This window comes from Photobacterium salinisoli, assembly GCF_003614885.1.
GTDB classification, from domain to species: domain Bacteria; phylum Pseudomonadota; class Gammaproteobacteria; order Enterobacterales; family Vibrionaceae; genus Photobacterium; species Photobacterium salinisoli.
The window spans coordinates 77,158-103,490 of the sequence record NZ_QZMS01000003.1 but is presented as its reverse complement, the minus strand read 5'-3'; the positions used below and the strand labels follow the sequence as shown (position 1 = coordinate 103,490).

At 54.4% G+C, this 26,333-nt stretch carries 24 protein-coding genes, 1 tRNA gene, 2 rRNA genes and 1 riboswitch; of the genes, 21 read left to right on the top strand and 6 right to left on the bottom strand.

Annotated features, from left to right (window positions below):
- The 3 genes from D6M16_RS00505 to D6M16_RS00495 form a co-directional block, all read left to right on the top strand.
- Positions 1-89 (top strand): 23S ribosomal RNA (locus D6M16_RS00505); the annotation flags it as partial.
- A 241-nt stretch (positions 90-330) separates the two neighbouring features.
- Positions 331-446, top strand: a 5S ribosomal RNA gene (gene rrf, locus D6M16_RS00500).
- 253 nt (positions 447-699) lie between these two features.
- Positions 700-776: transfer RNA gene (locus tag D6M16_RS00495), tRNA-Trp, on the top strand.
- 339 nt (positions 777-1,115) lie between these two features.
- Here D6M16_RS00495 and crcB read toward each other — a convergent pair.
- Positions 1,116-1,499, bottom strand: a complete 384-nt coding sequence (crcB, locus tag D6M16_RS00485) for a fluoride efflux transporter CrcB (protein ID WP_120510114.1) — start codon at positions 1,497-1,499, stop codon at positions 1,116-1,118.
- 130 nt (positions 1,500-1,629) lie between these two features.
- Here crcB and D6M16_RS00480 point away from each other — a divergent pair, with 130 nt between their 5' ends.
- From D6M16_RS00480 to thiH, 7 genes are all read left to right on the top strand, one after another.
- Positions 1,630-2,070 (top strand): universal stress protein, encoded by a 441-nt coding sequence (locus D6M16_RS00480; RefSeq protein ID WP_240435498.1) that lies wholly within the window; start codon positions 1,630-1,632, stop codon positions 2,068-2,070.
- Between the two features lie 60 nt (positions 2,071-2,130).
- Positions 2,131-2,228: riboswitch (TPP riboswitch) on the top strand.
- A gap of 125 nt (positions 2,229-2,353) precedes the next feature.
- On the top strand, positions 2,354-4,282 hold the full coding sequence (gene thiC / locus D6M16_RS00475; protein WP_120510113.1) for a phosphomethylpyrimidine synthase ThiC: 1,929 nt from the start codon (positions 2,354-2,356) through the stop codon (positions 4,280-4,282).
- Complete coding sequence (gene thiE / locus D6M16_RS00470; protein ID WP_205576810.1) at positions 4,279-4,920, top strand: thiamine phosphate synthase; 642 nt, start codon at positions 4,279-4,281, stop codon at positions 4,918-4,920. Before thiC ends, thiE begins: the two co-directional genes overlap by 4 nt.
- A 2-nt stretch (positions 4,921-4,922) precedes the next feature.
- Complete coding sequence (locus tag D6M16_RS00465) at positions 4,923-5,681, top strand: HesA/MoeB/ThiF family protein (RefSeq protein ID WP_120510112.1); 759 nt, start codon at positions 4,923-4,925, stop codon at positions 5,679-5,681.
- Positions 5,678-5,887: a sulfur carrier protein ThiS gene (gene thiS, locus D6M16_RS00460; protein ID WP_120510111.1), complete on the top strand. Its 210-nt coding sequence runs from the start codon at positions 5,678-5,680 to the stop codon at positions 5,885-5,887. The genes D6M16_RS00465 and thiS overlap by 4 nt, the downstream gene beginning before the upstream one ends.
- A gap of 1 nt (position 5,888) precedes the next feature.
- Positions 5,889-6,659: a thiazole synthase gene (locus D6M16_RS00455; RefSeq protein ID WP_120510110.1), complete on the top strand. Its 771-nt coding sequence runs from the start codon at positions 5,889-5,891 to the stop codon at positions 6,657-6,659.
- 9 nt (positions 6,660-6,668) lie between these two features.
- Positions 6,669-7,790 carry a 2-iminoacetate synthase ThiH gene (gene thiH / locus D6M16_RS00450; protein WP_120510109.1) on the top strand — a complete coding sequence of 374 codons (1,122 nt, stop codon included), beginning with the start codon at positions 6,669-6,671 and terminating at the stop codon, positions 7,788-7,790.
- Between the two features lie 69 nt (positions 7,791-7,859).
- Here the strand turns inward: thiH and D6M16_RS00445 are convergent, their stop codons facing one another.
- The 3 genes from D6M16_RS00445 to D6M16_RS00435 form a co-directional block, all read right to left on the bottom strand.
- Complete coding sequence (locus D6M16_RS00445; RefSeq protein WP_120510108.1) at positions 7,860-8,795, bottom strand: hypothetical protein; 936 nt, start codon at positions 8,793-8,795, stop codon at positions 7,860-7,862.
- A 203-nt stretch (positions 8,796-8,998) separates the two neighbouring features.
- Positions 8,999-10,786, bottom strand: a complete 1,788-nt coding sequence (locus tag D6M16_RS00440; RefSeq protein ID WP_120510107.1) for an aminopeptidase P family protein — start codon at positions 10,784-10,786, stop codon at positions 8,999-9,001.
- Between the two features lie 123 nt (positions 10,787-10,909).
- On the bottom strand, positions 10,910-11,869 hold the full coding sequence (locus D6M16_RS00435) for a LysR substrate-binding domain-containing protein (protein WP_046221816.1): 960 nt from the start codon (positions 11,867-11,869) through the stop codon (positions 10,910-10,912).
- Positions 11,870-11,991: 122 nt separating this feature from the next.
- Between D6M16_RS00435 and D6M16_RS00430 the strand changes: the two genes are divergently transcribed.
- Complete coding sequence (locus D6M16_RS00430) at positions 11,992-13,194, top strand: multidrug effflux MFS transporter (RefSeq protein WP_120510106.1); 1,203 nt, start codon at positions 11,992-11,994, stop codon at positions 13,192-13,194.
- Between the two features lie 126 nt (positions 13,195-13,320).
- On the opposite strand, the gene D6M16_RS00425 is transcribed toward D6M16_RS00430, so the two are convergent.
- Entirely contained in the window at positions 13,321-14,226 is a 906-nt protein-coding gene (locus D6M16_RS00425; RefSeq protein ID WP_120510105.1) for a DMT family transporter, read from the bottom strand.
- A 209-nt stretch (positions 14,227-14,435) separates the two neighbouring features.
- On the opposite strand from D6M16_RS00425, the gene rmuC reads away from it, so the two are divergent.
- From rmuC to hemB, 9 genes are all read left to right on the top strand, one after another.
- A complete protein-coding gene (gene rmuC / locus D6M16_RS00420) occupies positions 14,436-15,959 on the top strand; it encodes a DNA recombination protein RmuC (protein ID WP_420812187.1) in 1,524 nt (507 codons plus the stop codon).
- Positions 15,960-16,006: 47 nt separating this feature from the next.
- A complete protein-coding gene (gene ubiE, locus D6M16_RS00415) occupies positions 16,007-16,759 on the top strand; it encodes a bifunctional demethylmenaquinone methyltransferase/2-methoxy-6-polyprenyl-1,4-benzoquinol methylase UbiE (protein WP_120510103.1) in 753 nt (250 codons plus the stop codon).
- A gap of 7 nt (positions 16,760-16,766) precedes the next feature.
- Complete coding sequence (locus tag D6M16_RS00410) at positions 16,767-17,393, top strand: ubiquinone biosynthesis accessory factor UbiJ (RefSeq protein WP_120510102.1); 627 nt, start codon at positions 16,767-16,769, stop codon at positions 17,391-17,393.
- A gap of 5 nt (positions 17,394-17,398) precedes the next feature.
- Positions 17,399-19,036 carry a ubiquinone biosynthesis regulatory protein kinase UbiB gene (gene ubiB, locus D6M16_RS00405; protein WP_120510101.1) on the top strand — a complete coding sequence of 546 codons (1,638 nt, stop codon included), beginning with the start codon at positions 17,399-17,401 and terminating at the stop codon, positions 19,034-19,036.
- A 56-nt stretch (positions 19,037-19,092) separates the two neighbouring features.
- A complete protein-coding gene (tatA, locus tag D6M16_RS00400; RefSeq protein ID WP_120510100.1) occupies positions 19,093-19,338 on the top strand; it encodes a Sec-independent protein translocase subunit TatA in 246 nt (81 codons plus the stop codon).
- 3 nt (positions 19,339-19,341) lie between these two features.
- Positions 19,342-19,749 (top strand): Sec-independent protein translocase protein TatB, encoded by a 408-nt coding sequence (gene tatB / locus D6M16_RS00395; RefSeq protein WP_120510099.1) that lies wholly within the window; start codon positions 19,342-19,344, stop codon positions 19,747-19,749.
- Between the two features lie 9 nt (positions 19,750-19,758).
- Complete coding sequence (gene tatC / locus D6M16_RS00390; RefSeq protein WP_120510098.1) at positions 19,759-20,508, top strand: Sec-independent protein translocase subunit TatC; 750 nt, start codon at positions 19,759-19,761, stop codon at positions 20,506-20,508.
- 118 nt (positions 20,509-20,626) lie between these two features.
- Entirely contained in the window at positions 20,627-21,415 is a 789-nt protein-coding gene (tatD, locus tag D6M16_RS00385; RefSeq protein WP_120510097.1) for a 3'-5' ssDNA/RNA exonuclease TatD, read from the top strand.
- 80 nt (positions 21,416-21,495) lie between these two features.
- Positions 21,496-22,542, top strand: coding sequence for a porphobilinogen synthase (gene hemB / locus D6M16_RS00380; protein ID WP_120510096.1), 1,047 nt, complete (start codon positions 21,496-21,498; stop codon positions 22,540-22,542).
- 46 nt (positions 22,543-22,588) lie between these two features.
- Here the strand turns inward: hemB and asnC are convergent, their stop codons facing one another.
- Positions 22,589-23,050, bottom strand: coding sequence for a transcriptional regulator AsnC (gene asnC, locus D6M16_RS00375; protein ID WP_027251479.1), 462 nt, complete (start codon positions 23,048-23,050; stop codon positions 22,589-22,591).
- 115 nt (positions 23,051-23,165) lie between these two features.
- On the opposite strand from asnC, the gene D6M16_RS00370 reads away from it, so the two are divergent.
- On the top strand, positions 23,166-26,309 hold the full coding sequence (locus tag D6M16_RS00370) for a bifunctional diguanylate cyclase/phosphodiesterase (protein WP_120510095.1): 3,144 nt from the start codon (positions 23,166-23,168) through the stop codon (positions 26,307-26,309).
- Positions 26,310-26,333: the final 24 nt, after the last annotated feature.

Sequence of the window (26,333 nt, the reverse complement as noted above, 5' to 3'; positions counted from 1 at the left end):
GTTCGAGACTAGAACGTTGATAGGCAGGGTGTGTAAGCGTTGTGAGGCGCTCAGCTAACCTGTACTAATTGCCCGTGAGGCTTAACCATACAACACCCAAGGGGTTTTACGGACTCCATAAGCACTTGAATGATGTGCTGAGAACAGACTAGTTACTTTCCAGAATTGTGAAAATATCCCCCTGCTCAGGCAGCGCCGGGATAAAGTTCGATAGCAAGGCAAGTTGTGAGTCGAGAGAGGGAGTTTAGTACGCTAAATGACCGAACGAGAGAGCAACTTAACGCTGATAGCGAGCTTTATAACCAGCGGGATATTTTCAAACAGAATTTGCTTGGCGACCATAGCGTTGCGGACCCACCTGATCCCATGCCGAACTCAGACGTGAAACGCAGCAGCGCCGATGGTAGTGTGGGGTCTCCCCATGTGAGAGTAGGACATCGCCAGGCTCCCTATTAAAGAAGGCCACCCTAATGGGTGGCCTTTTTGCTTTTTAATCATTGTTCCAGTGACGTTATCTTTGCTGTTGTTTTTAGAAAATTGCACTTTAGTGATTGTGCAGTAACAGGACAGACATCAGCAAAGAAGATAGGGCTCTTGAATCTACTGATGTTTAAATAAGCGGTTGATCAGGCTGTAACTCATTTTAAGTCTCAAAGACTGGTAATTCTCGTTCAGCTGTATACAATACTTACCAATTCTAGGGGATTAGTTCAGTCCGGTAGAACGTCGGTCTCCAAAACCGAATGTCGGCGGTTCGAATCCGTCATCCCCTGCCACTTTTCAAAAGCCTCGTCATCTGACGAGGTTTTTTCGTTTCAGAAGGTCAGTGCGTTGTGCTGATGTCGGCGGCTGGTTCGCCAGCCCGGTCGATCCGTCATCCCCTGCCACTTTCAAAAGCCTCGTCATCAGACGGGGCTTTTTTGTTTCAGAAGGTCAGCGCGTTGCGCTGATGTCGGCGGCTGGTACGCCAGCCCGGTCGAACCGTCATCTCCTGTCAGTTCCAAAAACCTCGTCACTAGGCGGTTTTTTATGCCTTAATTTCAGTGGCGATAAGCATCAGTAGGGATGTAAAGTGAATCTCACGCCCTTTAAGACATGATTGATCATTCAGCTGCCTATCCACGCTGGAGCAATTGAAATCCAACGAAGCAAGCAAATAGGCTTAGTGTTAAGTTCAGGATTATATTCATACCAGCCTTGATATAGGCACCCTGCTGAAGCAGTATCAGGTTATCCATGGAAAACGTGGAAAAGGTCGTTAAGGCACCCAGCATGCCAAGTCCTATCAACGGGCGCCAAGGCGTCGCCTCTATCATGCCTTGGTTAAGTGCTGAGCTCAGCATACCCATAATCAAGGATCCGATGATGTTTACGGCCAGTGTCCCGTACGGAAACCCCTTGCCCAATAAAATCACCGAGAGTTCAGCAATCAGGTAGCGTGAACAGGCTCCTACCGCCCCGCCAATGGCTACATAGCCCAGAATAATCAGTTGGTTCATAGAAAGCCCAGATGGTGACAGAATCATTGCATGCTATGGTGAAAAGACAGGGTTAAAGCCTGATACCACAAAGCGGCGCGCTTTTTCACATGAAGGTTTACATTGTGCACTAATCCTAGCAGGAGTAGAGATGATTATGGGTATGTACCATACCATTTTACTGGCAATCAACCCTGATGATTTGAATGTAAAACAGGTGGTTGCAAAAGCCGGTGTGATTGCCATGCAAAATAATGCTGATTTGCATCTGGCATATGTAGAGCCGGGCGTAGGGAATGTCAGCTTTCTGGATATCGATTTACAGCTCGACGAGGCGCATAACGAGCAGGAGCTGAGAAGAATGGCTCAGTTGGCTGATCTGGCAAAGCATTCACCACGGCCGATTACGGCGATTCATCTGGCCGACGGTGATATTGCTCAGCACCTGATTGCGCTGGGGAAGACGATTAAAGTCGATTTAGTGATCACGGGTAGCTATAAACCCGGAATACACTGGCTGGGTGATATACGTTATGAGCTGGCGCAACATCTGAAGTGTGATGTGCTGATCTGCCAGCAGAAAACGCTGTAGTTGTGACGGGATGAAAAAGACGACTTGCTGAGCGGGTGATGCTTCCTTATACTCTTTGATTGAAACTTGTCGGAGTGCCAACTGGCTGAGACCGCATTGCGGGATCCGTTGAACCTGATCAGATTAGTATCTGCGAAGGGAACAAGAGAAAATCTTCTGCCTAGCTGTACCTTATTTGTACTGCTGCTGTATCAGACGATGCGACACGCCCTACATGTGTCCGCCTCTTGTTTACGCGCCCATCCGTCAAGCAACTTCCCTAACATTGAAAAAGGAAATTGCTATGTCGAATCGCAAGCAAGCGAGACTGGAAGCGAAACAATTCATTGATTCACTCACCACCCAAGCCTACCCTAATTCACGAAAACTCTATGTTACCGGCAGTCGGGATGATATCCGTGTCGGTATGCGTGAAATCGCCCAGGCCGATTCCCTGGTCGGCGGTGATAAAACTAATCCTATCTTTGAGCCTAATGAACCGATTCGAGTTTATGACACCTCAGGCTTTTATACCGATCCTGATCAATCCATTGATATCTATAACGGGTTGCCAAAACTGCGTGAAAACTGGATCGAGGAGCGTGGCGATACCGAACTGCTGGATGAGCTGAGCTCTGCTTATTCTAAAGAGCGTCTGGCCGATGACACTCTGGACGATCTGCGTTTTGCCCACCGAGCCCGCGTACGCCGTGCTAAAGCTGGCCAGTGTGTGACACAGATGCACTATGCCCGGCAGGGCATTATCACCCCGGAAATGGAATATATCGCGATCCGTGAAAATATGGGCCGCGCTCAATACCGTGATCAAGTGTTAACTCAGCAGCACCCGGGGCAGAACTTTGGTGCCAATCTTCCCAAAGACATCACCCCTGAGTTCGTGCGGCAAGAAGTCGCGGAAGGCCGTGCAATTATTCCGTCTAACATTAACCACCCGGAATCCGAGCCGATGATCATTGGCCGGAATTTTCTGGTTAAGGTCAATGCCAATATCGGTAATTCAGCCGTGACCTCTTCAATCGAAGAAGAAGTGGAGAAACTGGTGTGGTCGACCCGTTGGGGCGGCGATACCGTGATGGATCTGTCAACCGGTCGTAATATTCACGAAACCCGCGAATGGATTATCCGTAACAGCCCGGTCCCCATTGGTACTGTCCCTATGTACCAGGCGCTGGAGAAGGTGAATGGTGTTGCTGAAAACCTGACCTGGGAAGTCTTCCGGGATACTTTGCTGGAGCAAGCAGAACAAGGCGTTGATTATTTTACTATCCACGCCGGTGTATTGTTACGCTTTGTCCCTATGACCGCCAAACGTGTAACCGGGATTGTTTCCCGCGGCGGTTCTATCATGGCGAAATGGTGTCTGGCGCACCATAAAGAAAGCTTTCTGTATGAGCATTTCCGTGAAATCTGCGAGATATGCGCCCAGTACGATATCTCTCTGTCGCTGGGTGACGGTCTGCGCCCCGGCTCAGTCGCTGATGCCAATGATGAAGCCCAGTTCAGTGAGCTGCGTACTTTAGGCGAGCTGACTAAAGTAGCCTGGGAGTACGATGTCCAGGTGATGATTGAAGGCCCGGGACATGTGCCCATGCACTTGATCAAAGAAAACATGGATGAACAGCTCAAGCACTGCCATGAAGCGCCATTTTATACCTTAGGCCCGCTAACAACGGACATTGCCCCGGGTTACGACCACATTACCTCTGGTATCGGTGCGGCGATGATTGGCTGGTTCGGTTGCGCCATGCTGTGCTATGTCACCCCCAAGGAGCACCTTGGCCTGCCTAACAAAGACGATGTCAAAACCGGCCTGATCACCTATAAGCTGTGTGCCCACGCTGCTGATCTGGCCAAAGGCCATCCTGGCGCGCAGGTACGTGATAATGCGTTGTCCAAAGCCCGTTTCGAATTCCGCTGGGAAGATCAGTTCAATCTCGGACTGGACCCGGATACTGCGCGCGCCTTCCATGATGAAACGCTGCCGCAGGAATCGGGTAAAGTAGCCCACTTCTGCTCTATGTGCGGACCGAAATTCTGTTCCATGAAGATCTCTCAGGAAGTACGGGACTACGCCAAAGCGCAAGAGGACGCCCAGGTGATTCAAATGCTTGATGATCCGCTGGAAGGGATGCGCCAGAAAGCGGAGGAGTTTCGTGACAAGGGCAGCGAGCTCTACCATCAGGCAAAAACCCACGAGGAAGAGAAGGCATGAGTGGTGTGATGCAACAGTCATTTCCTGCTATGGAGGGCGGCATCGGGCCGCTCTATCCGGTTGTTGATGATGTCCGCTGGATTGCCAGATTGCTGCCTCTGGGGGTGAAAACCGTTCAGCTGCGGATCAAAGATCCGGCCCACCCTGAGCTGGAAGCGCAGATTATTGAAGCGATTCGCTTGGGGAGGGAGCACAACGCCCAGGTGTTTATTAATGACTACTGGCAGCTGGCGCTCAGGCACGGTGCTTACGGTGTGCACCTGGGGCAGGACGATCTGGCTAGCGCGGATCTTGATGCGCTGCGTCAGGCAAATATCCGCCTGGGGGTGTCGACCCGAACGGCAGCTGAGTTGCAACGCGGCCTGGCACTGGCGCCCAGCTATGTGGCGATCGGCCATATTTTCCCGACCCCGACCAAAGACATGCCGACCCCACCACAAGGGATCGCTCAGTTAAAAGAGCACCTGGACACTGTGGCCGGCCGTTACCCGACCGTTGCCATTGGCGGTATTGATCTCACCAATGTTGCCGGTGTCTGGCAGACAGGTGTGTCTTGTGTGGCTGTCGTGCGTGCCGTGACAGCCGCTGCGGATACCGAGCGGGCGCTGGCGGCATTTGCGGACAAGCTGGTGAGGTAGTCATGCTGACAGACGAGTCTTTCTTGCGCTACCAGCGCCAGGTGCAACTACCGGAAATTGGAGAGCAGGGCCAGCAGGCCCTGCAACAAGCCAGGGTGCTGATTATCGGTGCGGGCGGGCTTGGCGCACCCGCGGCGTTATATCTGGCGGCGGCGGGCGTTGGCAGCCTGGTGATTGCCGATGGCGATCGTGTTGAGCGCTCCAACCTCCAGCGCCAGATTATCTACCGTGATGATAATCAGGGTGAGAGCAAAGCGCAGGCCGCCGTGGCCCAGGTTAAGGCGCTCAATCCGTTGATCCGTGCCCGCGCAGTGACGGCCAGACTGGCCAAGCTGCAACTGGCGATGGAAATCAGTCTGGCGGACGTCGTGCTTGATTGCACCGATAACTTTGCCAGCCGCCATGCCATTAATCAGGCCTGTTTCGAACATGGCAAACGGCTGATTTCTGCCGCGGCAATTCGCTGGCAGGGACAACTGATGAGCTTTGATTTTCGCACACAGCAGGGACCTTGCTACCACTGCTTATTTCCTGAAGGGGAAATGCAAGCGCCGCAAAATTGCAGTGAGAGCGGCATTGCCGGACCAGTTGTCGGCATTATGGGAACTTTTCAGGCGCTGCAAGCGGTGAAAGCCATCACCGACAGCGGTGATCTCTGTGTCCGCCAGTTCCGCCAGTTCGACGGCCTCACCCTGCAATGGCAGCAGTTTGTCTTGCCTGCTAACCCGCAATGTCCTGTATGCAGTAAGGAATCTCTATGACCACGATAACCGTTCTGGTGAACGACAAAGCCATATCGCTGGCGGCGGAAAGTTCGCTGCAGCATCTGCTGGAGCAACTGGCCCTGCCGCTGGATGCGACGGCCGTTGCACTCAACCAGGCCATTTTGGGCCGCGAGTTCTGGGCCGGGCAGCGGCTCAATGACGGCGATGAAATCGCCTTATTTCAAGCGATAGCAGGAGGCTGACATGCTGACCATTGCCGATAAAACCTTTTCATCCCGACTTTTTACCGGTACCGGCAAATATGCCGGCCGGGACGTGATGGCAAAGTCAATTATTGCATCCGGTTCTGAGCTGGTGACCATGGCATTGAAGCGGGTAGATATTGATAACCGAGATGATGACATTCTTGCCCCGTTGCGTGAGGCGGGAGTCAACCTGCTGCCGAATACCTCGGGAGCCAAGAATGCAAAAGAGGCGATTTTTGCCGCCCAGCTGGCCCGTGAAGCGCTGGGAACCAACTGGCTGAAACTGGAAATCCACCCGGATCCGAAATACCTGATGCCGGATCCGATTGAAACGCTGGCGGCGGCAGAAGCGCTCGTCAAGCAAGGTTTCATTGTGCTGCCTTACTGCCATGCCGATCCTGTGTTGTGTAAACGCCTGGAGGAAGTAGGCTGTGCCGCCGTGATGCCACTGGGCGCTCCCATAGGTTCCAATAAAGGGCTGGCCTCGCGTGATTTCCTCGACATCATTATTGATCAGGCCCGGGTGCCTGTGATTGTGGATGCCGGGATCGGCGCACCTTCACATGCGGCTGAAGCCATGGAACGAGGTGCCGATGCTGTGCTGGTGAATACGGCGATTGCGGCAGCGGCGGATCCGATTGCCATGGGGCTGGCCTTTAAACTGGCAGTGGAAAGTGGCCGGATGGCCTACGAAGCTGGCCTGGCCGGCACAGTCAGCCATGCCGTAGCGTCAAGCCCGTTAACGGCGTTTTTAGACGCCAGCGCATAAGGAGACGCCATGAGCTATGTCGATGTATGGCGGCAGCTGGACTGGGACGATGTCCGGATGTCGATCTACAGTAAAACGGCCGCGGATGTGGAGCGGGCACTCAGTAAGCGCAAGCGTGATCTGGAGGATTTCAAAGCGCTGATCTCGCCTGCGGCAGAGCCGTATCTCGAGCAGATGGCGCAGCAGTCGGCCGCACTGACGCGGCAGCGTTTTGGCCGGACAATCGGGTTTTATGTCCCTTTGTACCTGTCGAATCTCTGTGCCAACAGCTGCACCTATTGCGGCTTTACCATGGAAAACAAAATTAAGCGCCGAACCTTAAATCTTGACGAGATTGAGCGCGAATGCGCGGCGATCAAGGCGCTCCAGTTCGATAACGTGCTCCTGGTCACCGGTGAGCATGAACGCAAGGTCGGCATGGCCTATTTCCGCGAATGTGTGCCGGCAATTAAGCGTCACTTCAGTTATCTGTCGATGGAAGTGCAGCCGCTGGATCAGCACGAGTATGCCGAGCTGAAAACCCTGGGACTGGATGCGGTCATGGTGTACCAGGAAACCTACAGCGCCCCGACGTACGCCAAGCACCATTTGCGCGGGAATAAAATGGATTTTGAATACCGGTTGGCAACGCCGGATCGGCTGGCACGTGCCGGGGTCGACAAAATCGGTATTGGTGCTCTGATTGGATTGGAAGAGTGGCGCACTGACTGCTTTTTTACCGCCAGTCACCTGGACTATCTCGAACGCACTTACTGGCAGAGCCGGTATTCGATTTCCTTCCCGCGTCTGCGCCCCTGCACAGGCGGCCTGGAGCCCAAATCCGTGATGAGCGACCGCCAGCTGGTGCAGCTGATTTGTGCCTACCGGTTGTTTAATCCTGAAGTCGAGCTGTCGATGTCGACCCGGGAGTCACCCCATTTTCGCGATAATGTGCTGCCGCTGGGCATTACCAGTATGTCGGCGGGCTCCAAAACCCAGCCTGGCGGCTATGCCGATGATGAGCCTGAGCTGGAGCAGTTTGCGATCAGTGATGAACGCGCCGTGGCCGAGGTGGCAGACGCGGTGAAGCAGCACGGTTTTGAGGTGGTGTGGAAAGACTGGCATCACGCTTATTCCGGACTGTCGTTGTAAGTCGGCATGTAGGTAGATCTGTGATGGTCAAATCAGGCTGATGTATCTATCAGCCTGATTTTTATTTATTTATTCGGTAAAGACCGCATTGACTTTAGCGTCAAAGCGGGCAGTGATACCGGAGGAGTAATGACTGGCCGTCAGCTCCACTTTCAGCGTCTGGACTTCAACCGGCTGGTCAAAAAAGACCGACAGGTTACCGGAGGGATATTTCAGGTAGGTGGGATAAATACGCTCATTATTTTCGTTGTAGAAGAAGGCTACCACAGACTGACCACGGGCATTGGCTGTGGTATCGACCATCAGCTCCAGTGACTTCACTTTCTTATTGTTGTAAGGCGTGATTTCCAGCCATTTGGTGACAGGTTTACCAAAACTGGCATAGATTGAAGTGCCTGCAGTCAGCGTCTCATCAAAATCGATCACCGGGTCGTGATCCGGGAAGCTGCTGGCGTCGTTGGGTTTGCTGTTACCGAAATATTCCTGCATCAGAGTGAAGCCGTCACCGTCGTAGTCGGTATAGGCATCCAGTCCGACAACCTCATAGGTTTTTTTCCACCAGGTAGGCAGGCGATCATTGTCTATGCTGCTGCTTTCGCCAAAGTTAAAGCGGAAGTTACCGTCAAAGTGCTGGCTCGGTTTGCTGAAATCGGCGTTATAGAGGGAAATAACGGCACGGTAGCCATTCTGGTAATACTCATTGGGTGTATCAAAATGTATTTCGCCCCAACCCGGACGACAGTCCAGATAATGCAGTCGCTGGCTGGCGGCATTGTAGATGCTGATTTTACAGTCCATGGCGTTGGGCTGGTTGTTATCAAAGCCCAGTGTGACCAGATGGCGTCGGTCAGCAGGCAGGGAAAAATTAACGGTAACGTTGACACGCTGGCCTTTGCTTAACGTCTGGCTGACCGATTTGGTATAGCTGTCCAAGTGCGGATTGGTATTGGCGAAGGCTGTAAAAGATAACCAGCCTAATGCGGCAGTGAGAAGATATTTTTTCATAGCATAACCTTATGAGCTTTAGTGAGTATAATTTCATCAGGGATGCTAATGGCATTATTATGTTGTGAAAACAATCAATAGCGGTGGTTGTTACTGATTATCCGGCGTTTTTATGTTTGATTAACTGAAGTGTGACTCGGGTAGTGATAAAAAAGCCCAGCACACAGAGGGCTGGGCTCAGAGTATAAAATCGCGTGACCGGATTAACGGCTGAGCGGTGCCGTGGCTTGTTGCAGCCAGCTCAGATCCTCGCCCTGCAGCGAAGGGCCGATGACATCGAATACGGTTTGATGGTAACGATTCAGCCAGTTGAGCTCAGCGTCTGTCAGCAGGCTGAGATCCACCAGGCGACGGTCAATCGGGGCACGGGTCAGCGATTCGAAGCCCAGTACCGTCATGTCGCCATTGGTTTCGACTTCAACCACCAGTTCCAGATTTTCGATGCGGATACCGAACGCATCGGCTCGGTAGTAGCCCGGTTCGTTGGACAGCACCATGCCCGGCAGCAGGGCGGTCGGGTTCGGTGCTTTCGAAATACGCTGCGGTCCTTCATGTACATTGAGGAAATGGCCGACACCATGGCCTGTGCCATGGTCAAAATCAAAGCCATGGGCCCACAGGTGCTGACGAGCCAGGGCATCGAGCTGCGAGCCTGTGGTGCCGCGAGGGAAGCGGGCGGTCGCCAGCGCGATGTGGCCTTTAAGCACCAGGGTAAAAGTCTGCTTCACTTCGGCGTCAGGATTGCCAATGGCAATGGTACGGGTGATATCGGTTGTGCCGTCCGGATACTGACCGCCTGAATCGACCAGGTAGACATTGTCCATTTGCAGGACGCCCGGCTCAGGCTGGTTGTTGTGATTATAGTGACACATGGCTGCGTTGCCGCCGGCTGCAGAAATGGTGTCAAAGCTGACATCCGTACAGCTTGGTTCTTCTATACGGAACTGCCACAGCTGCTCGGCCAGTGTTGCTTCGTCCAGCAAGTTGCCGGCGGCGACCTGGCGGTCGACCCAGGCGAGGAATTTGGACACAGCGACGCCATCACGGATGTGGCTGGCTTTCATGCCGGCCACCTCAGTCGGGTTTTTTGCGGCTTTTGGCAGCATACAAGGGTCGGCACCTTCGATGATGACCGCCCCGGCGTCGTGCAGTGTCTGTCCGGCCCAGGCATTGCTGGTGGCCGGATCGAGCAAGACCCGCTTGCCGTTCAGGGCTTCCAGGCTGTGTTTGAGGGTTTCCGGTGCCTGAACGCGAACACCTTCACCAACGTGTGCTGCAAATTCGGCTGGCAGGCGGGCCTGATCAATAAAGAAATCGACACTGGCGTCCTGGTGCAGAATTGCAGCCGACAGCAGCACAGGCAGGCAGTGCACATCGCTGCCGCGTACGTTGAGCAGCCAGGCGATACTGTCGAGCTGGGTCAGCAGCACGGCATCGGCTTTTTGTTTTTGCAGGCTGGCAGCAATTTGAGCACGCTTCTCGCTGCTGCTCTGACCGACATAATCCAGGCCCATCAGTCTGGCATCGGATAAGGTGGGCGCCGGACGGTCCTGCCACAGGTTGTCGATCGGATTGCTGTTGATAAGGACCAGCTCCAGATCGTTATCGAGATTTTGCTGGATGCGTTTGAGCCAGGCGCCGCTGTGCAGCCGAGGGTCTACCGCGATTTTACTGCCGGCCGGCAAGTGCGCTTGCACCCAGTGCATAGGTGGCTCTTCAATCAGATGACGGTATTCAAACACATCGCCCGGCACTTGCTTGCGAACCTGAACTACATAGCGGCCATCAACGAACATGGCTGCTTTATCACGGCCGATCACCGCCGCCCCGGCAGAGCCGGTAAAGCCGGTGGCCCAAAGCAGACGCTCGTTGTGGTCGGGAATGTATTCGCCCAGGTATTCGTCTTCATGCGGAATCACCAGGGCGTCGAGCTGTTCCGCTTCCAGCCACTGGCGAATCTGTGCCACGCGTTGTGAGATCACTGATTGCATCTGTATCTATTCCTTTCTGTTGTTGTCATCCGAATGGGGATGATCCAAACCTGCCCCTTGGTCACCCTGACGGCAGCAGCAGGCCGATCCGGTAACGGTAGCGCTTTTAAAGAGAGGCTGCAATTATCGACTGGACAATTCGCGGCATCCGTTAATGATTATCTGCCGCAGCCAGCAATGGCCAGGATCATTCTCTTGATGCTGCGGCCAGAACAGGGTGTAGGCCATTGCCGGCAGCGGGGTCGGCAGCGGCAGTACCACCAGGTTGAGCTGAGCGGCGACATAGTCGGCAAAATGGCTCGGCGCAGTAAAAATCAGATCCGTATGGGTACATAAGCTTGCGGCACTATTAAAGTCTGGCACATACATGGCAATGTCGCGCTGCAGGCCTTGCTCTGCCAGTTTGTAATCCAGCAGCCAGCGGTCATCACGGCCACAGCGCACCTGGATATGGCGTTGCAGCAGATAATTGGCCTGAGTCCACTCACCTGCCTCAACCAGCGCCAGCACAGGGTGACCGGGGCGGACGATACAGCGCTGGGTATCACGGTGAAGTTCCTGAAAAATGATCCCTTTGGGCGGCATCAGAGTGAGCTGGGCGTCGTGTGGATTAAGATCCTTGCCGGTAATGCCAAAGTCGATTTCCCCGCGCAGCATCTTGTCGAAAGTGTCCGGCTCCCAGGCGTGGGTATCGAGCAGTATGTTGGGGCCCTGGCTGAAGATTTCCCCGAGAAAACGTGGCATGAGCAGCGGGTAGGCACTTTCTACCAGCGACATTTTGAAGTGGCGGTGGCTGTTTTGCGGCACAAACTCAGTCGGTTCGGTCAGGTTTTCAATATCCTGGAGCAGTTTTTCCAGCACCGGCTGCAGCACTTTGGCGCGCGGGGTAGGCAGCAGACCGTGGGCACTGCGGACAAACAGCGCGTCGTCGAACTGTTCGCGCAGCCGGGCCAGACTTTTGCTCACCGCCGACTGGCTGAGAAACAAACGCTGGGCTGCCCGGGTCACGCTGCATTCCTGCAGCAGGACATGGAGGCAGACCAGCAGGTTGAGATCGAGGCGGGCTAATTTATCCACAGTCATATTGCGTCCGTCATGTTAACAGTGATATTCCGGTATGGAATTTTAGTAGTGAATATAAACCATTTTGATTCATATCACTAAGGCCTTAGACTGACGCCGTCTTCTGATAGGAAACCGAGTGAATGAAGCCTGAACCGACAACGTCTCACCGCCGTATCGTGGCGTTAATGGTCCTGCTGGTGCTGTTCAGCCCGCTGGCCATCGATATTTATCTGCCTGCTTTGCCTGCGATGGCTGACAGTTTTGCCGTCGACCCGACTCTGGTGCAGGACACAGTCACCTGGTTCATGTTCAGTTTAGGACTGGGACAGGTTTTTGCCGGCCCGCTGGCGGATCGCTTCGGCCGTCGCCCGATAGCGCTGGCCGGTGTCACTGTCTATGCCTTCAGCTCGGCACTGGCCTATACCGCCCAGTCGCTGGATATCATGCTGCTTGCGCGATTTCTGCAGGGCTTCGGCGCCTGTGCCACCTCAGTGGCAGCGTTTGCGGCAGCCCGTGACAGCTTCGGTCCGGAACGCAGCGGCCGGATGATCAGCTACCTGAACGGGGCAATTTGCTTTATTCCGGCGCTGGCGCCTTTGCTGGGATCCTGGCTGACCCATGAGTTTGGCTGGCGTGCCAACTTCAGCTTTATGGCCGGTTTTGCGCTGGTGGCAGGTGGTTTGCTGAGTGTGTTCTTCCGCGAAACCCGTCCGGCGGATACCTTTGTCAGCGGTGCTATGTTCAGCCCGTCACGGTATTTTTCCGTCTTGCGCGAGCCGGTTTTTGTTTTTCATGCCTCGATGTCTATGCTGGCAATGGCGGTGATCCTGGCGTATGTGACCTCTGCCCCTATGTGGCTGATGGTGCATCTGGGCCTGGATATGGGACAGTTCACGGCCTGGTTCGGTGTGAATGCAGTGCTGAACATTATTGCCTGCATGGTAGCGCCGAAATGCATGGATAAGATGGGCTCCCGCCGCACCCTGATGTCGGGGCTGGCGATGCTGGTGGTCTCGGGCGTGATGATGCTGGCCCTGAAAGATATCGCAGCGGCCTGGGCCTTTATGGTGCCTATCTTTATGAGCTCATTTGGTTTTGCTTTTGTACTCGGCTCGGCGGCCGGTAAAGCGCTGGCGCCGTTTGGTGACAGAGCGGGTACCGCCGCGGCGATGCTGGGTCTGTTTCAGATGAGCGGTGCCGGCCTGATGGTCAGCCTGACCCAGCGGATGGAGCTGTCACCGCCGTTATTGCTGACCTTTCAGATGCTGCTGCTGCTGCCCGGGCTGCTGATTTTGTTATCACGCAAAGGCCGCCAGTGGCATCCGGCGCCGGCGCAGGATTAAACGGCAGCGTTCGATTTTTCGCTCATAACTAGACGCCGCAAAGGCGCAGGGTCTCGACAACCCTTTTGAACTCTCGCTTGGCCTGTTACTGCTGTGACAGGCCTTTTTTTCGTTTGCAGATAAGGGTCAGCACGAGGCGCTGGCGTCGTTGGCTTTGGCTTTACCCCGCCATTGCTGGATAAGCAGGCCTACGATGATCATCACCAGGCCGATCAGAGTCGCCGGATGAATGGTTTCACCGATAATGGTCGCCAGCAGGATCAGCGAGATAAAAGGCGACAGGAAAATCAGATTGCTCAGCTTGGCGGTATTGCGGGTCAGTTTCATGGCATTGAGCCAGAGTACAAAAGTGATCCCCATTTCAAACAGACCGACATAACTGACCGCCAGCCAGCCTTGCCACGGAATGGGCTGCCAGCCGCCAGTGTACAGACTCAGACCGATAGAAAAAGGCAGCGACAGCACAAAGCCCAGCAACACACTGACCACAGGATCGGCCTGGTTTTTGGTATTGAGAATCCAGAACAGCGCCCATAACAGGGTGGAAACCAGCGCCAGCGCCACTCCCAGCGGACTGTCGAACTGCAAGGCCATGATGTCGCCTTTGGTGGCAATCACCACCACTCCCAGATAACCAAACAGGCAGGCGACCCAGTCCTGCGGGCGAATTTTCTGGCCGAGAAACAGGGCGGCCATCAGCGTCAGTGTGATGGCCCAGCTGTAGTTGAGCGGCTGAGCCTGAGAGGCCGGCAGCAAATCATAGGCTTTGAACAACACCAGATAATAGATGCAGGGATTGATCAGCCCGAGCATCAGGTAATACAGCGGACGGGCGCGCAGGGTCGGCAGCAGCTGGCTTAGTTTGCCTTGATAAGCGGCGATGACGAGCAAGGCGATGGTTGATACTGTACTGGCCACCGCCACCATCTGGATCGGCGAAAAATAATCCAGGGTAATTTTAAAGGCGGTGGCGACGGTCGACCATAAGAGCACGGCGGCGAGGCCGAACCCGATCGCTTTCTTTTCCTGCATACTGCGGCTTCCTGCTGCTGGTGTCAGTGTCACTGGCAGGATGAACGCCTGCCCGTTATAAAGAGGCCAGTTTATGCCATTTGCGCTTACTCAGCCAGCCTGAACTTCGGTATCAGCGTGCCTTAATTGATGACAATATCTGGACATTTATCCAGTATCTTTTTAGCCTTATTGTATAAATACAAAAGCATGCAGGAAACAGATCTATGATGGGTGAATGGCTCAGTGATAACGGCCAGTGGCTGGCGGCTGCGATTGCCGGGGCGACCACCGCTGGCGGTGCCACGGCCCTGTGGTTTCAGGGACGTCTACGGCAGCAGGCGGCGATCTGGCAGCAGCAGCTGGCGGCAGAAACCCGGCTGGCCCAGCAGCAGGAACAGCAACTGCGCCACGATCTGCAAGAGCAGCAGCAGGAACTGGATAGCCTGGATGTCGAGCGCGATCGCCTCAGTAATGAGCTGCGGCAGATGCATGCCCGGCTGGCAGCGGCGGTAGAAAAACTGCGTTATCTGGAAACCCTGCGGCAGGAGAACCTGACACTGGCTGAGCGGCTGGAAGCAACCCGTCAGGCGGAATCCGCTCTGGCCGCCGATTTGCGGGAGCTGCAGACCCGATACCGTGAAGAGCAAAAGGCTGCACAGGAAAAAATCACTCTGCTGGAAAATGCCGAGAACCGTCTGCAGCAGCAGTTTGAGAGTCTGGCCAACCGTCTGTTCGAACAAAAAAGCCGCAGCGTGGACGCGCAGAACAAGCTGAGCCTGGATGGCCTGCTCAGTCCGCTCAAAGAGCAACTGGAAGGTTTTCGCAAGCAGATCAATGACAGCTTCAGTCATGAGGCCAGAGAGCGGCATACGCTGGTCCACGAAATCAACAGCCTGAAGCAGCTCAATGAGCAGATGGCCCGTGAGGCCGTCAATCTGACCCAGGCACTGAAAGGCGATAACAAAGCTCAGGGTAACTGGGGGGAAGTGGTACTGGCCCGGGTGCTCAGTGAGTCCGGTCTGCGGGAAGGTCACGAATACCACACTCAGGTGAATCTGGAAGACAGCAGCGGTAAGCGTTATCAGCCGGACGTGGTGGTACACCTGCCGCAGGATAAAGACGTGGTGGTAGACGCCAAAATGTCGCTGGTCGCCTATGAGCGCTATTTTCATGCCCAGAGCCAGGAGGAGCGCGATAAAGCCCTCAGCGATCATCTGGTCTCGCTGCGCAGCCATATTCGCGGCCTGAGCCGCAAAGATTACCATCAGCTGGATGGCGTCCGCAGTCTGGACTACGTGCTGATGTTTATCCCGGTGGAACCGGCGTTTCAGGCCGCCGTCGAAGCCGATCCTGCGCTTATCCGCGACGCCATGGACAGTAATATTATGCTGGTCAGCCCGACCACATTGCTGGTGGCTTTGCGTACCATCAATAACTTGTGGCGCAATGAAAGGCAAAATCAGAATGCCAAACAGATAGCGGAACGGGCCAGCAAGCTGTATGACAAGCTGCGGCTGTTTGTCGCCGATATGGACAATATCGGCACGGCGCTGGAGAAAGCCAGCCATAGCTATCAGGGAGCAATGAACAAGCTGGCGAGCGGACGGGGCAATATTATCCGTCAGGCCGAAAGCTTCAAGGAGCTGGGCGTGGAGGTGAAACGGGATTTATCGGCATCGCTGACCGAGCGGGCGCAGCGTGACAGTGATACTGCCCACATGCTGGCCGAGACGGTGAATGACACACCTTAGCGCTTCAAGTAAACTACGGCAATTAGATGAGAATTGATGGAACGAGCATGACTGAACCCACACAAACCACTGATTTTGGTTACCGTAAGGTCGCTAAAGATGAGAAAGCGCAGCTGGTCGCGGAAGTGTTTCACTCGGTAGCGGACAAGTACGATCTGATGAACGACCTGATGTCTATGGGGATACATCGCATCTGGAAGCGTTTCACCGTGGACTGCAGTGGCGTACGCCGGGGTCACCGGGTGCTGGATCTGGGTGGCGGCACCGGCGATTTAACGGCCAAGTTCTCGCGCATGGTCGGTGAAGACGGTCAGGTGGTGCTGGCGGACATCAATAACTCCATGCTCAAAGTGGGCCGCAGCAAACTGCGTGATCGCGGTATCGTCGGCAACGTGGCCTATGTGCAGGCCAACGCTGAAGAGCTGCCGTTCCCGGATAACTACTTTGACTGCATTACCATCAGTTTCTGTCTGCGTAATGTCACTGATAAAGACAAAGCGCTGCGTTCCATGTTCCGCGTGCTCAAGCCCGGGGGTCGCCTGCTGGTGCTGGAATTCTCCAAGCCAGTCATCGAGCCGCTGTCAAAAATTTATGATGCCTATTCGTTCCACATTTTGCCTCGCGTGGGTGAAATGGTCGTGGGTGATGCGGACAGCTACCGCTATTTGGCTGAATCTATCCGTATGCACCCGGATCAGGCCACGCTGGAAGCGATGATGCAGGAAGCCGGTTTCGAGCAAACCAGTTTCCATAACCTGACGGGCGGGATTGTTGCCCTGCACCGTGGTTATAAATTCTGAGGTCCGGATGCCAGTTGATGCGTTAGTCACCGGAGTGGTGGAAACCACCCTGAATGCTTTGCTGAAAGATGAAGAGGCCAGCCAGCGCCGCTTGGCGCGTCTGCGTGGCAAAGTGATCAGCGTGCAGATAAATGATTTCGGCAAGCAGCTGTTTTTTGTCTTCAGTCAGCAAATTGACGTGCTGGCCGCGTATGAAGGCGAGGCGGACTGCCGCCTGGCTCTGAGCCTGGCCGCACTGCCTGAACTGCGTGAGCAGGCCAATCTCACCCAGCTGATCAAAGCCGATAAACTGGCACTGGAAGGGGATATTCAGCTTGCTCAGCAGTTTTCTGCGCTGCTCAGCGGCCTGAAGCCGGATGTGGCGGAACGTTTGTCGCGTTACTGCGGGGACGTGGTGGCGCATACGGTTGTGAGTGGCGCCAGGCAAAAACTGGCGGGACTGCAGCACTCGCTGGGCCAACGCCGTCGCGATCTGGGTGAAATCGTCACTGAAGAATGGCGGCTGGCCCCGCCAGCGCTGGAGATTGCCCATTTTGCCGACCAGGTCGACGAAGCCGCTTCACAGCTGGCCCGTCTGGAAGCCCGGATTCACAAGCTGGCTGAACGGCTGGCGCAACCCATTACCCCATCCTGATAGCCATGAGCCGTTTTTCCGAAATTAAGCGCCTATACCAGATTACTGCCGTCCAGCTGCGCTACGGGCTGGACGATTTACTGCCGGACGATCCGCGTACCCGGCTGCCGAAACTGATGCGAAAGAGCCTGTTCTGGATCCGTAACCAGCATCCGGACAAACCTTTGGGTGAGCGTCTGCGGCTGGCGCTGCAGACCCTGGGTCCGGTGTGGGTGAAATTCGGTCAGATGATGTCGACCCGGCGAGATCTGTTTCCGCCGCATATCGCTGATCAGCTGGCGTTGCTGCAGGACAGGGTTGCTCCCTTCGACGGTGCCCTGGCCCGGCATCAGATTGAAAAATCGTTAGGCGGGCCGCTGGATACCTGGTTTGCTGATTTTGATCAGACGCCGCTGGCCTCGGCATCCATCGCTCAGGTTCACACTGCTACACTGAAAGAGAACGGCCGTGAAGTGGTGATTAAGGTGATCCGTCCGGATATCCTGCCTGTGATTAAGGCCGACATCAAACTCATGTACCGTATGGCCCGTTTGCTGTCTCGATTTATGCCAGAGGCGCGTCGCCTGCGACCGGTTGAAGTGATCCGGGAATATGAAAAAACCTTGCTCGATGAGTTGGATCTGATGCGTGAAGCGGCCAATGCCATTCAGCTAAGACGTAACTTTGACGGCAGTGACTCACTCTATGTGCCTGAAGTTTTTACCGATTATTCGCACAGTAATCTTCTTGTCATGGAACGCATCTATGGTATCCAGGTTTCTGATGTCGAGGCGCTGAAAGCCAACGGCACAGACATGAAACTGCTGTCGGAAAAAGCCGTGAATGTGTTCTTCACTCAGGTTTTTCGTGACAGCTTCTTTCATGCGGATATGCATCCGGGCAACATTTTTGTGTCGTACAAGAACCCGGTTGATCCGCAGTGGATTGCGCTGGATTTTGGTATTGTAGGTACCCTGAACCGGGAAGATAAGCGCTATCTGGCTGAAAATCTGCTGGCGTTTTTTAACCGGGATTACCGCAAAGTGGCTGAGCTGCATGTGGATTCAGGCTGGGTGCCGGCCGATACCAATGTCGACGAATTTGAATTTGCGATTCGTACCGTGTGCGAGCCGATATTCGAGAAACCGCTGGCCGATATTTCTTTTGGTCACGTGCTGCTGAATCTGTTTAACACAGCACGGCGCTTTAATATGGAAGTCCAGCCTCAATTGGTACTGCTGCAGAAAACCCTGCTGTATGTTGAAGGGTTAGGGCGGCAGTTATATCCGCAGCTGGACCTCTGGGATACCGCCAAGCCGTTTCTGGAAGACTGGATGTCGCGCCAGGTCGGGCCGAAGGCCATTATTGGTGCAGTACGGGATAAAGCGCCCTTCTGGGCAGAGAAGTTACCTGAATTACCGGAACTGCTTTATGACAGTTTGCGCCAGGGCAAGATGATGAATCAGCGGATTGATAAACTGTACGACAATTTCATGACCAGCCGTCGTCAGCAAGCCCAGGCCAGGTTCTGTTTTGGGGTTGGGGCGACGCTGATTATATGCTCTGCCATACTTTTTGGTAATCAGGTGGATGTTTATCCGGTCGTATCGGCCACTGCCGGTGCGATGTTCTGGCTGTTTGGCTGGCGGGCTTACACAAAATAACGGCTGTGCTGCTGTGTGGCATGGCGTTTTATACATCATATTGAGGAAAGGTAAACATGGGTGGAATCAGTATCTGGCAACTCTTAATTGTTGCCCTGATCATCGTCTTATTATTCGGAACCAAGAAGTTACGCTCAATGGGCGGCGACTTGGGGTCGGCGGTCAAAGGCTTTAAAAAAGCCCTGAGTGACGACGACGAAGCAAAAAATAAGGCCGATGCCGATTTTGAGCAAAAGTCGCTGGCGGATAAAAAAGACGCCGCTGAGCCACAGAAGACCCCGAAAGATAAAGAGCAGGTTTAACGCGTGTTTGATATCGGGTTCTGGGAGCTGATATTAATTGCCATAGTCGGTCTGGTCGTTCTTGGGCCGGAGCGGCTGCCCGTGGCGGTACGTTCAGTGTCTCGGTGGATCAATGCAGCCAGAAATATGGCCAGTGCGGTGAAGACTGAGCTGTCTCAGGAACTGAAAATTCATGAACTGCAACAGGACTTGAAAAAGGCCGAGCAGGCGGGAATGAAAGATCTGTCTCCTGAGCTGCAAAAGTCAGTCGACGAACTGAAAGAGGCCGCGGCATCAGTACAGCGCCCTTATGCTAAGGCGGAGCCTGAGAACGCCCCTGAGAGTGTTACGGCAGAGGACCCTCAGCCGGCACCGTCTCATCAGGATGGCTCAGTGCAGCCGCATTCAACTTCATCGCAAAAACAGGATTAATTACGCCTCATGTCGAGTGTGGAAGACACCCAGCCCTTGTTCAGCCACCTGCTGGAACTGCGTAACCGGCTGCTCCGTTCTATCCTGAGTGTCCTGGTGGTATTTCTCTGCCTGGTGTGGTTTGCCAACGACATTTACAGTCTGCTGGCTGCTCCACTGGTGGAAAGGCTGCCGGAAGGCACCAGCATGATTGCCACCGATGTGGCTTCTCCTTTCTTTACGCCGATTAAACTGACTCTGGTCGCTTCGGTGTTTCTGGCTGTGCCTCTGATCCTGTATCAAATCTGGGCCTTTGTTGCGCCCGGGTTATACAAGCACGAACGCCGGCTGGTCATGCCACTGTTGTTTTCCAGCTCGCTGCTGTTCTATTGCGGTGTGGCCTTTGCGTATTTTGTGGTGTTCCCGTTGGTGTTCGGCTTCTTTACCAGTATTGCCCCGGAAGGGGTCCAGGTGGCGACTGATATCGCCAGCTACCTGGACTTTGTGCTGGCGCTGTTCCTGGCTTTTGGTATTGCCTTTGAAATTCCGGTGGCGATTATACTGCTGTGCTGGACTGGCGCGACCGATCCGCAGAGCCTGCGTCAGAAGCGGCCTTATATCATAGTGGCGGCGTTTGTCGTGGGTATGCTACTGACCCCGCCGGATATAATTTCTCAAACCCTGCTGGCGATCCCCATGTGCCTGCTGTTTGAAGTCGGGTTGTTTTTCTCGCGATTCTATATCCGCGCGCATGAACAGGCGCCGTCCGAAGAAGACTGAGTCTCTTTTTGCTGATTGCTGATAAACAGCCGCCCGGTGCGGCTGTTTTTGTCTCCGCGGTTTTTCTTTGTCACCATCCGGTGTGTAGAATGGTTTCTTTTTTGCGGATAGCACAGTGATGATAGATATTGGCGTCAACCTGACTAACAGCCGTTTTGATAAAGACAGGGCAGCTGTCATCGCCCGTGCGCAGCAGGCCGGTGTTAAAGCCCTGATCCTGACCGGCACCAGTGAAGACGAGAGCCGGCAGGCGCTGGCGATGGCACATCAGTGGCCAGGCTACTGCTTCAGTACCGCCGGCGTGCACCCGCACGAGGCCAAATCGGTGTCGGACTTATCTTTACCCGTGATTCGCGAACTGGCGTCTGACCCGGCTGTGGTTGCGGTTGGCGAATGCGGCCTGGATTTCAACCGTGATTTTTCGCCGCGCCCACAGCAGGAAGCTGTCTTTGAGGCGCACCTGGCGCTGGCGGCGGAGCTGCAAAAACCCGTGTTCATGCACTGCCGGGATGCCCATGAGCGCTTTCTGGCGATACTCAAACCCTGGCGCGATAAGCTGCCGGCCGCTGTGCTGCACTGTTTTACCGGCAGTGAGCAGGAGCTGAGAGAGTGCCTGGCGATGGATCTGCATATTGGTATTACCGGGTGGATCTGCGATGAACGCCGGGGAAACGAACTGCGTGATATCGTGCAGCATATTCCGGATCAGCGGTTGATGATAGAAACAGACTGCCCTTATCTGCTGCCGCGCGATCTGCGGCCCAAACCCAAATCCAGCCGCAATGAACCGGCGTATTTGCCCCACATAGCACAAGCGGTGGCAGCGTGCCGGCAACAGCCGCCCGCGGATCTGATGGCTGCAGTATCGGCTACCAGCCGGGCATTTTTTCAGATCGAGCCAGCGTAAAGCTTTGTTCGATGATAATATGAAACGCAACTGTGATTGACTGCGGTACGCGTGGCCGCATAACCAACAAGGAGTGAGCAGTGTCTGTATCTATTCAGGGGGCATTTCCGGCCCGTCGTATGCGCCGTGTGCGCAAGCAAGATTTCAGCCGCCGACTGACGGCAGAGAATCAGATTTCAGTGAACGACCTGATCTATCCCATGTTTATCCTGCTGGGGAAAAACCGCCGGGAGCCGGTGGAATCCATGCCGGGAGTGGAGCGTCTGTCGATTGATCTGATGCTGCTGGAAGCGGAGTACTTATCCAAGCTGGGTGTACCGGCAATTGCTTTATTCCCTGTGGTGTCGCAGGACTTCAAGAGTGTTTGCGCCGCCGAAGCCTATAACCCTGAAGGCCTGGTACAGCGTGCAGTGCGTCTGCTAAAAGAGCATGTGCCTCAGATGGGGGTGATCACGGATGTGGCACTGGACCCGTTCACCACCCATGGCCAGGACGGCATCATTGATGACAACGGCTATGTGATCAACGATGAAACGACTCAGGTATTGGTTAAGCAGGCGCTGTCGCACGCAGAAGCCGGCGCAGATATTGTTGCCCCGTCTGACATGATGGATGGCCGTATCGGTGCTATCCGCGAGGCGTTAGAAGAAGCCGGCTACATCCATACTCAGATCATGGCGTATTCGGCCAAGTATGCGTCTAACTACTACGGCCCGTTTCGTGATGCGGTCGGCTCGGCAAGCAACCTCAAAGGCGGCGACAAGAAAACTTACCAGATGGATCCGGCCAACACAGACGAAGCCCTGCACGAAGTGGCAATGGATGTGCAGGAAGGAGCCGATATGGTAATGGTGAAACCGGGTATGCCGTACCTGGATGTGGTGCGCCGGGTGAAGACAGAGCTGCAGGTGCCGACGTTTGCCTATCAGGTGTCGGGGGAGTATGCCATGCACATGGCGGCGATCCAGAATGGCTGGCTGAAAGAAAAAGAAACCGTGATGGAATCGCTGCTGTGTTTCAAGCGTGCTGGTGCCGACGGTATTCTGACGTACTTTGCCAAATCCGTGGCCGAATGGCTGGCGGCGGAAGCCGCAGAACGTCAGGCCAGTGTGGCCGACAGAAAGTAAACGCTTCAGAAAAGCGAGCCTGGCTCGCTTTTTTCTTGCATGAAGATCAGGGCTTAACGTTGCGATTGATCGGGTTTTGCAGCGAGATCAGGGTTTCTGTCGATTGCACCTCATCAATGGCCTGAAGCTTGTCGATGAGCACATACTGCAACTCTTCAATCGAGCGGCACATCAGCTTGACGAATATGTTGTATGCCCCTGTGGTGTAGTAGGCTTCCACCACTTCGTCGAGCTCATTCAGTTTTGCCAGAGCGGAATGATAATCTCTGGCCGCATTCAAATTGATGCCAATAAAGCAACAGACGTCATATCCCAGAAGCTTAGGGTTGATAATCACTTCAGTTCCAGTAATGATGTTGGCAGCGCGCATTTTTTCGACACGGACATGGACGGTGGCCGGGCTGACATTGAAGCGTTTGGCCATTTCGGCATACGGGATCCGGGCATCGTGCATCAGGGCATTCAGAATATCTCGGTCTAAATCATCAAGACGAGGTAGCGGGGTCATGGCATCTTTCCGTGGTAGTTCGCAACTACTGCATCATATACTGGCTTGACTCATGACGCACGGATTAGGATTGGCTCACAATCACAGCACAAATAAAGGATATCACTGTCTCTTCATGCGCTTAGTTCTCTTGCTACTGGTAATTCTCATACCCAGATTGGCGCTGGCTGAAGCTAATGTACTGGTGATTCATTCCTATCATCAAGGCATGCAATGGACGGATGCCCAGCAGGCCGGGCTGGAAGCCGCCCTGCGTTCAGAGTCGGTGCATCTGCAGGTCGATTATATGGACAGCAAACGCTACCAGTCGCCCTGGTATCTGGATCAGCTGGTGGATTTGTACCGTGCCAAACTCAGCAGTGAAAAGTTTGATGCCATCCTGGTGACCGACGATAACGCCCTGTGGCTGGTCAATCAGCTGTCGGATGAAATTGGCCAGACACCTGTGCTGATGTCCGGCATCAATACCTACAAGCCTGCCAAACATGCCAATCTGACCCGGATCGGCGGTGTACTGGAAGCCAATGATATTTCGGCCAATATTAATTTAATCCAGACCATTCAACCTGATGTCAGGCAGTATTACTTTATTACCGATCACACCGCAACCGGCCGTGAGCTCTGGCAGGATGCCCAGCGCTATCTCAGCCAGCATCCTGAACTGGATTACACTTATCTCAATCCGCAGTCGTTTGCCGACTTGTTCGAGGTGGTCGGCCAGCTACCGCCTCATTCTGCGATTGTTTTCCTCAGCTATTTTGTCGATGGTAACGGCGTGTATATGTCGAGCCGAGAGCTGATGCAGACCCTGACTCGCAAGGCCAACGCGCCGGTTTATGTCTCTTACCGCTTTCTGCTTGAAGGTGAGGCGCTGGGAGGGGTGGTCAGCCGGGGTTACGATCAGGGTATGATACTGGGGCAGTTGTTAAAGCAGGTGCTGCACGATGTGAATACTCAATACCCTGTGTTCCTCAACAGTCCCCGCCAGGTGATGTTTAACTACCCGGCATTGCAACGCTGGAACGTGCCGGTAGATAAGGAGCAGGTGTTGCTGGTGAACCGGCCGCTGAGCTGGTTTGACAAGTACGCCGGGCAGGTCAGGTTGTTCAGTCTGGTACTGGCGGTGATGCTCTCTGTGATACTGCTGCTGATTGTCATTATCCGGCGCTTGCGCCGCAGTGAGAGGAAACTGACCCAAAGCCGGACCATGTTTGAAGGGGTGTTTGATCAGAGCTTCCAGTTTATTGCCATCTTACACCCGAACGGTCAGTTGCAATCGGCCAATCTGGCACTGCAGGATTTGCTCGGCCGCTCTGTGATCAAGTATGACCGTCCATTCTGGGACTGGGGCTGTTGGGAACGCTCCAGTACAGAGCAGTTAAAACAGTCCTTCTTTTCGGCAACGCGCAGCCAGCTGGTGAGATTTGAAACCGGCATCAACAGCAGTGAAGACGGCACGCGGATACTCGATATTTCCATCAAACCCCTGCCTCATACTGACGGTGTCGAGGGGCAGTTACTGCTTGAAGCCCGGGATGTGACTTCCCGCCATCATATGGAAGAAAAATTGCGGGAGCGGGAAATCAGTTACCGCCTGCTCTACGAGCAGCAGCCTGTGATCTTGCTGGCGATCAACCAGCATGGCCGCATCCAGTCTGTGAATCAGTTTGCCACCGAGTTATTGGGCTATAGCAAGCGGGAAATGCTGGGCCATAAAGTGACGGATTTTTACCTGGATGCTGAAGACATTCCCCAGCATTTTATCTCGGCCCATCAGGGCAAAGATGAGCAGAACGTCTGGCGGCGCCAATTGCGTTATACCAGTGCCAGCGGCAAAGCGGTCTGGATTCGGGAAACCATACGCTCTTCTTTATCTCAGCATCAGCTGTTGCTGGTCGGTGAAGACATTACCAGCACCCGCGAGCTGGAAGCCAAACTGGAATACCAAGCCAATCATGATTATCTGACCAACTTGTTCAACCGCAGTTATTTCGAGCGCCAGCTCGACGTGTCGTTGTCGGAAGCCAGAGACAAAGGTGCCCGTCATGCCATGCTCTATCTGGATCTCGACCAGTTTAAAGTCATCAATGATACGGCAGGCCATGAAGCCGGCGATGAAGCGCTCAAGCAAGTGGCCTGGCTGCTGCGGGGGATCATGCCGCATAAGGCGACGCTGGCTCGTCTGGGCGGTGATGAATTTGCCATTATTCTCAGTCACTGCGAGGTGGAAGGGGCGCTGCGACTGGGCGCTGAAATCCTGCATTTGCTGGAAGAAAGCGAGTTCTACTGGCAGAACACCCGCTTCAGCCTCAGCGCTTCGATCGGTATCCGGTTGATTGATAATACTGCTGGCTCCCCTCAGCAGGTGCATGCCCAGGCAGATACGGCGTGCTATGCCGCGAAAGATGAAGGCCGCAACCGCCTGCATTTGTACCGACCGGATGATGAAGAACTGCAGCGGCGCGAGCGGGAAATGGCGTATGTTAGCCATATCCGGCGTGCTCTCGATGAACAGCGGTTTGAGCTTTATGCCCAGGCGATTGCTCCGCTGGCCACGGTATCCACCGGCCATCACTATGAAATTCTGATCCGGATGCGCAGCAGCGACGGGGCAATGATACCGCCCGGGCTGTTCATGCCGGCGGCAGAGCGCTACAACCTGGCCCACCTGATTGATCGCTATGTGGTCAATGCGGTTCTCCTTTGGTTGGAGATGCACCCGGAAGCCGTTACGTCGCTCAAGCTGTGCTCGGTTAACCTGTCCGGACAGTCGATGGGCAATCCTGATTTTGTCGATTTTTTGCTGACGCGCATTGGTCAATCCAGCGTGCCGGCCAGCAAGCTGTGTCTGGAAATTACGGAAACCGCCGCGATAGGCAACATGAGTGAAGCCATAGAGTTATTCACCCAACTGAAATCGCTGGGGTGCCTGATTTCGCTGGATGATTTTGGTGCCGGCCTGTCATCGTTTGGTTACCTGAAACGCTTGCCCGTTGATCTGATCAAAATTGACGGTATGTTTGTCCGTGACATTGCTGATGATGAAGTGGATTTTGCCATGGTGAAAGCCATTAACGATCTGGCAAAGAAAATGGGTAAGCAGACAGTGGCGGAGTTTGTCGAAAATGAAGCCATTTTGCGGCGTCTGGAGCAGCTGGGTGTCGATTATGCACAGGGCTACCAATTTGGCAAACCTATGCCGCTGGCGTTGCTGGTCGACAGCCTGAGCCTCACGCCAAACACAGAGACGGTCCTGTGAATCCGCTGTGATACCTGATATCAC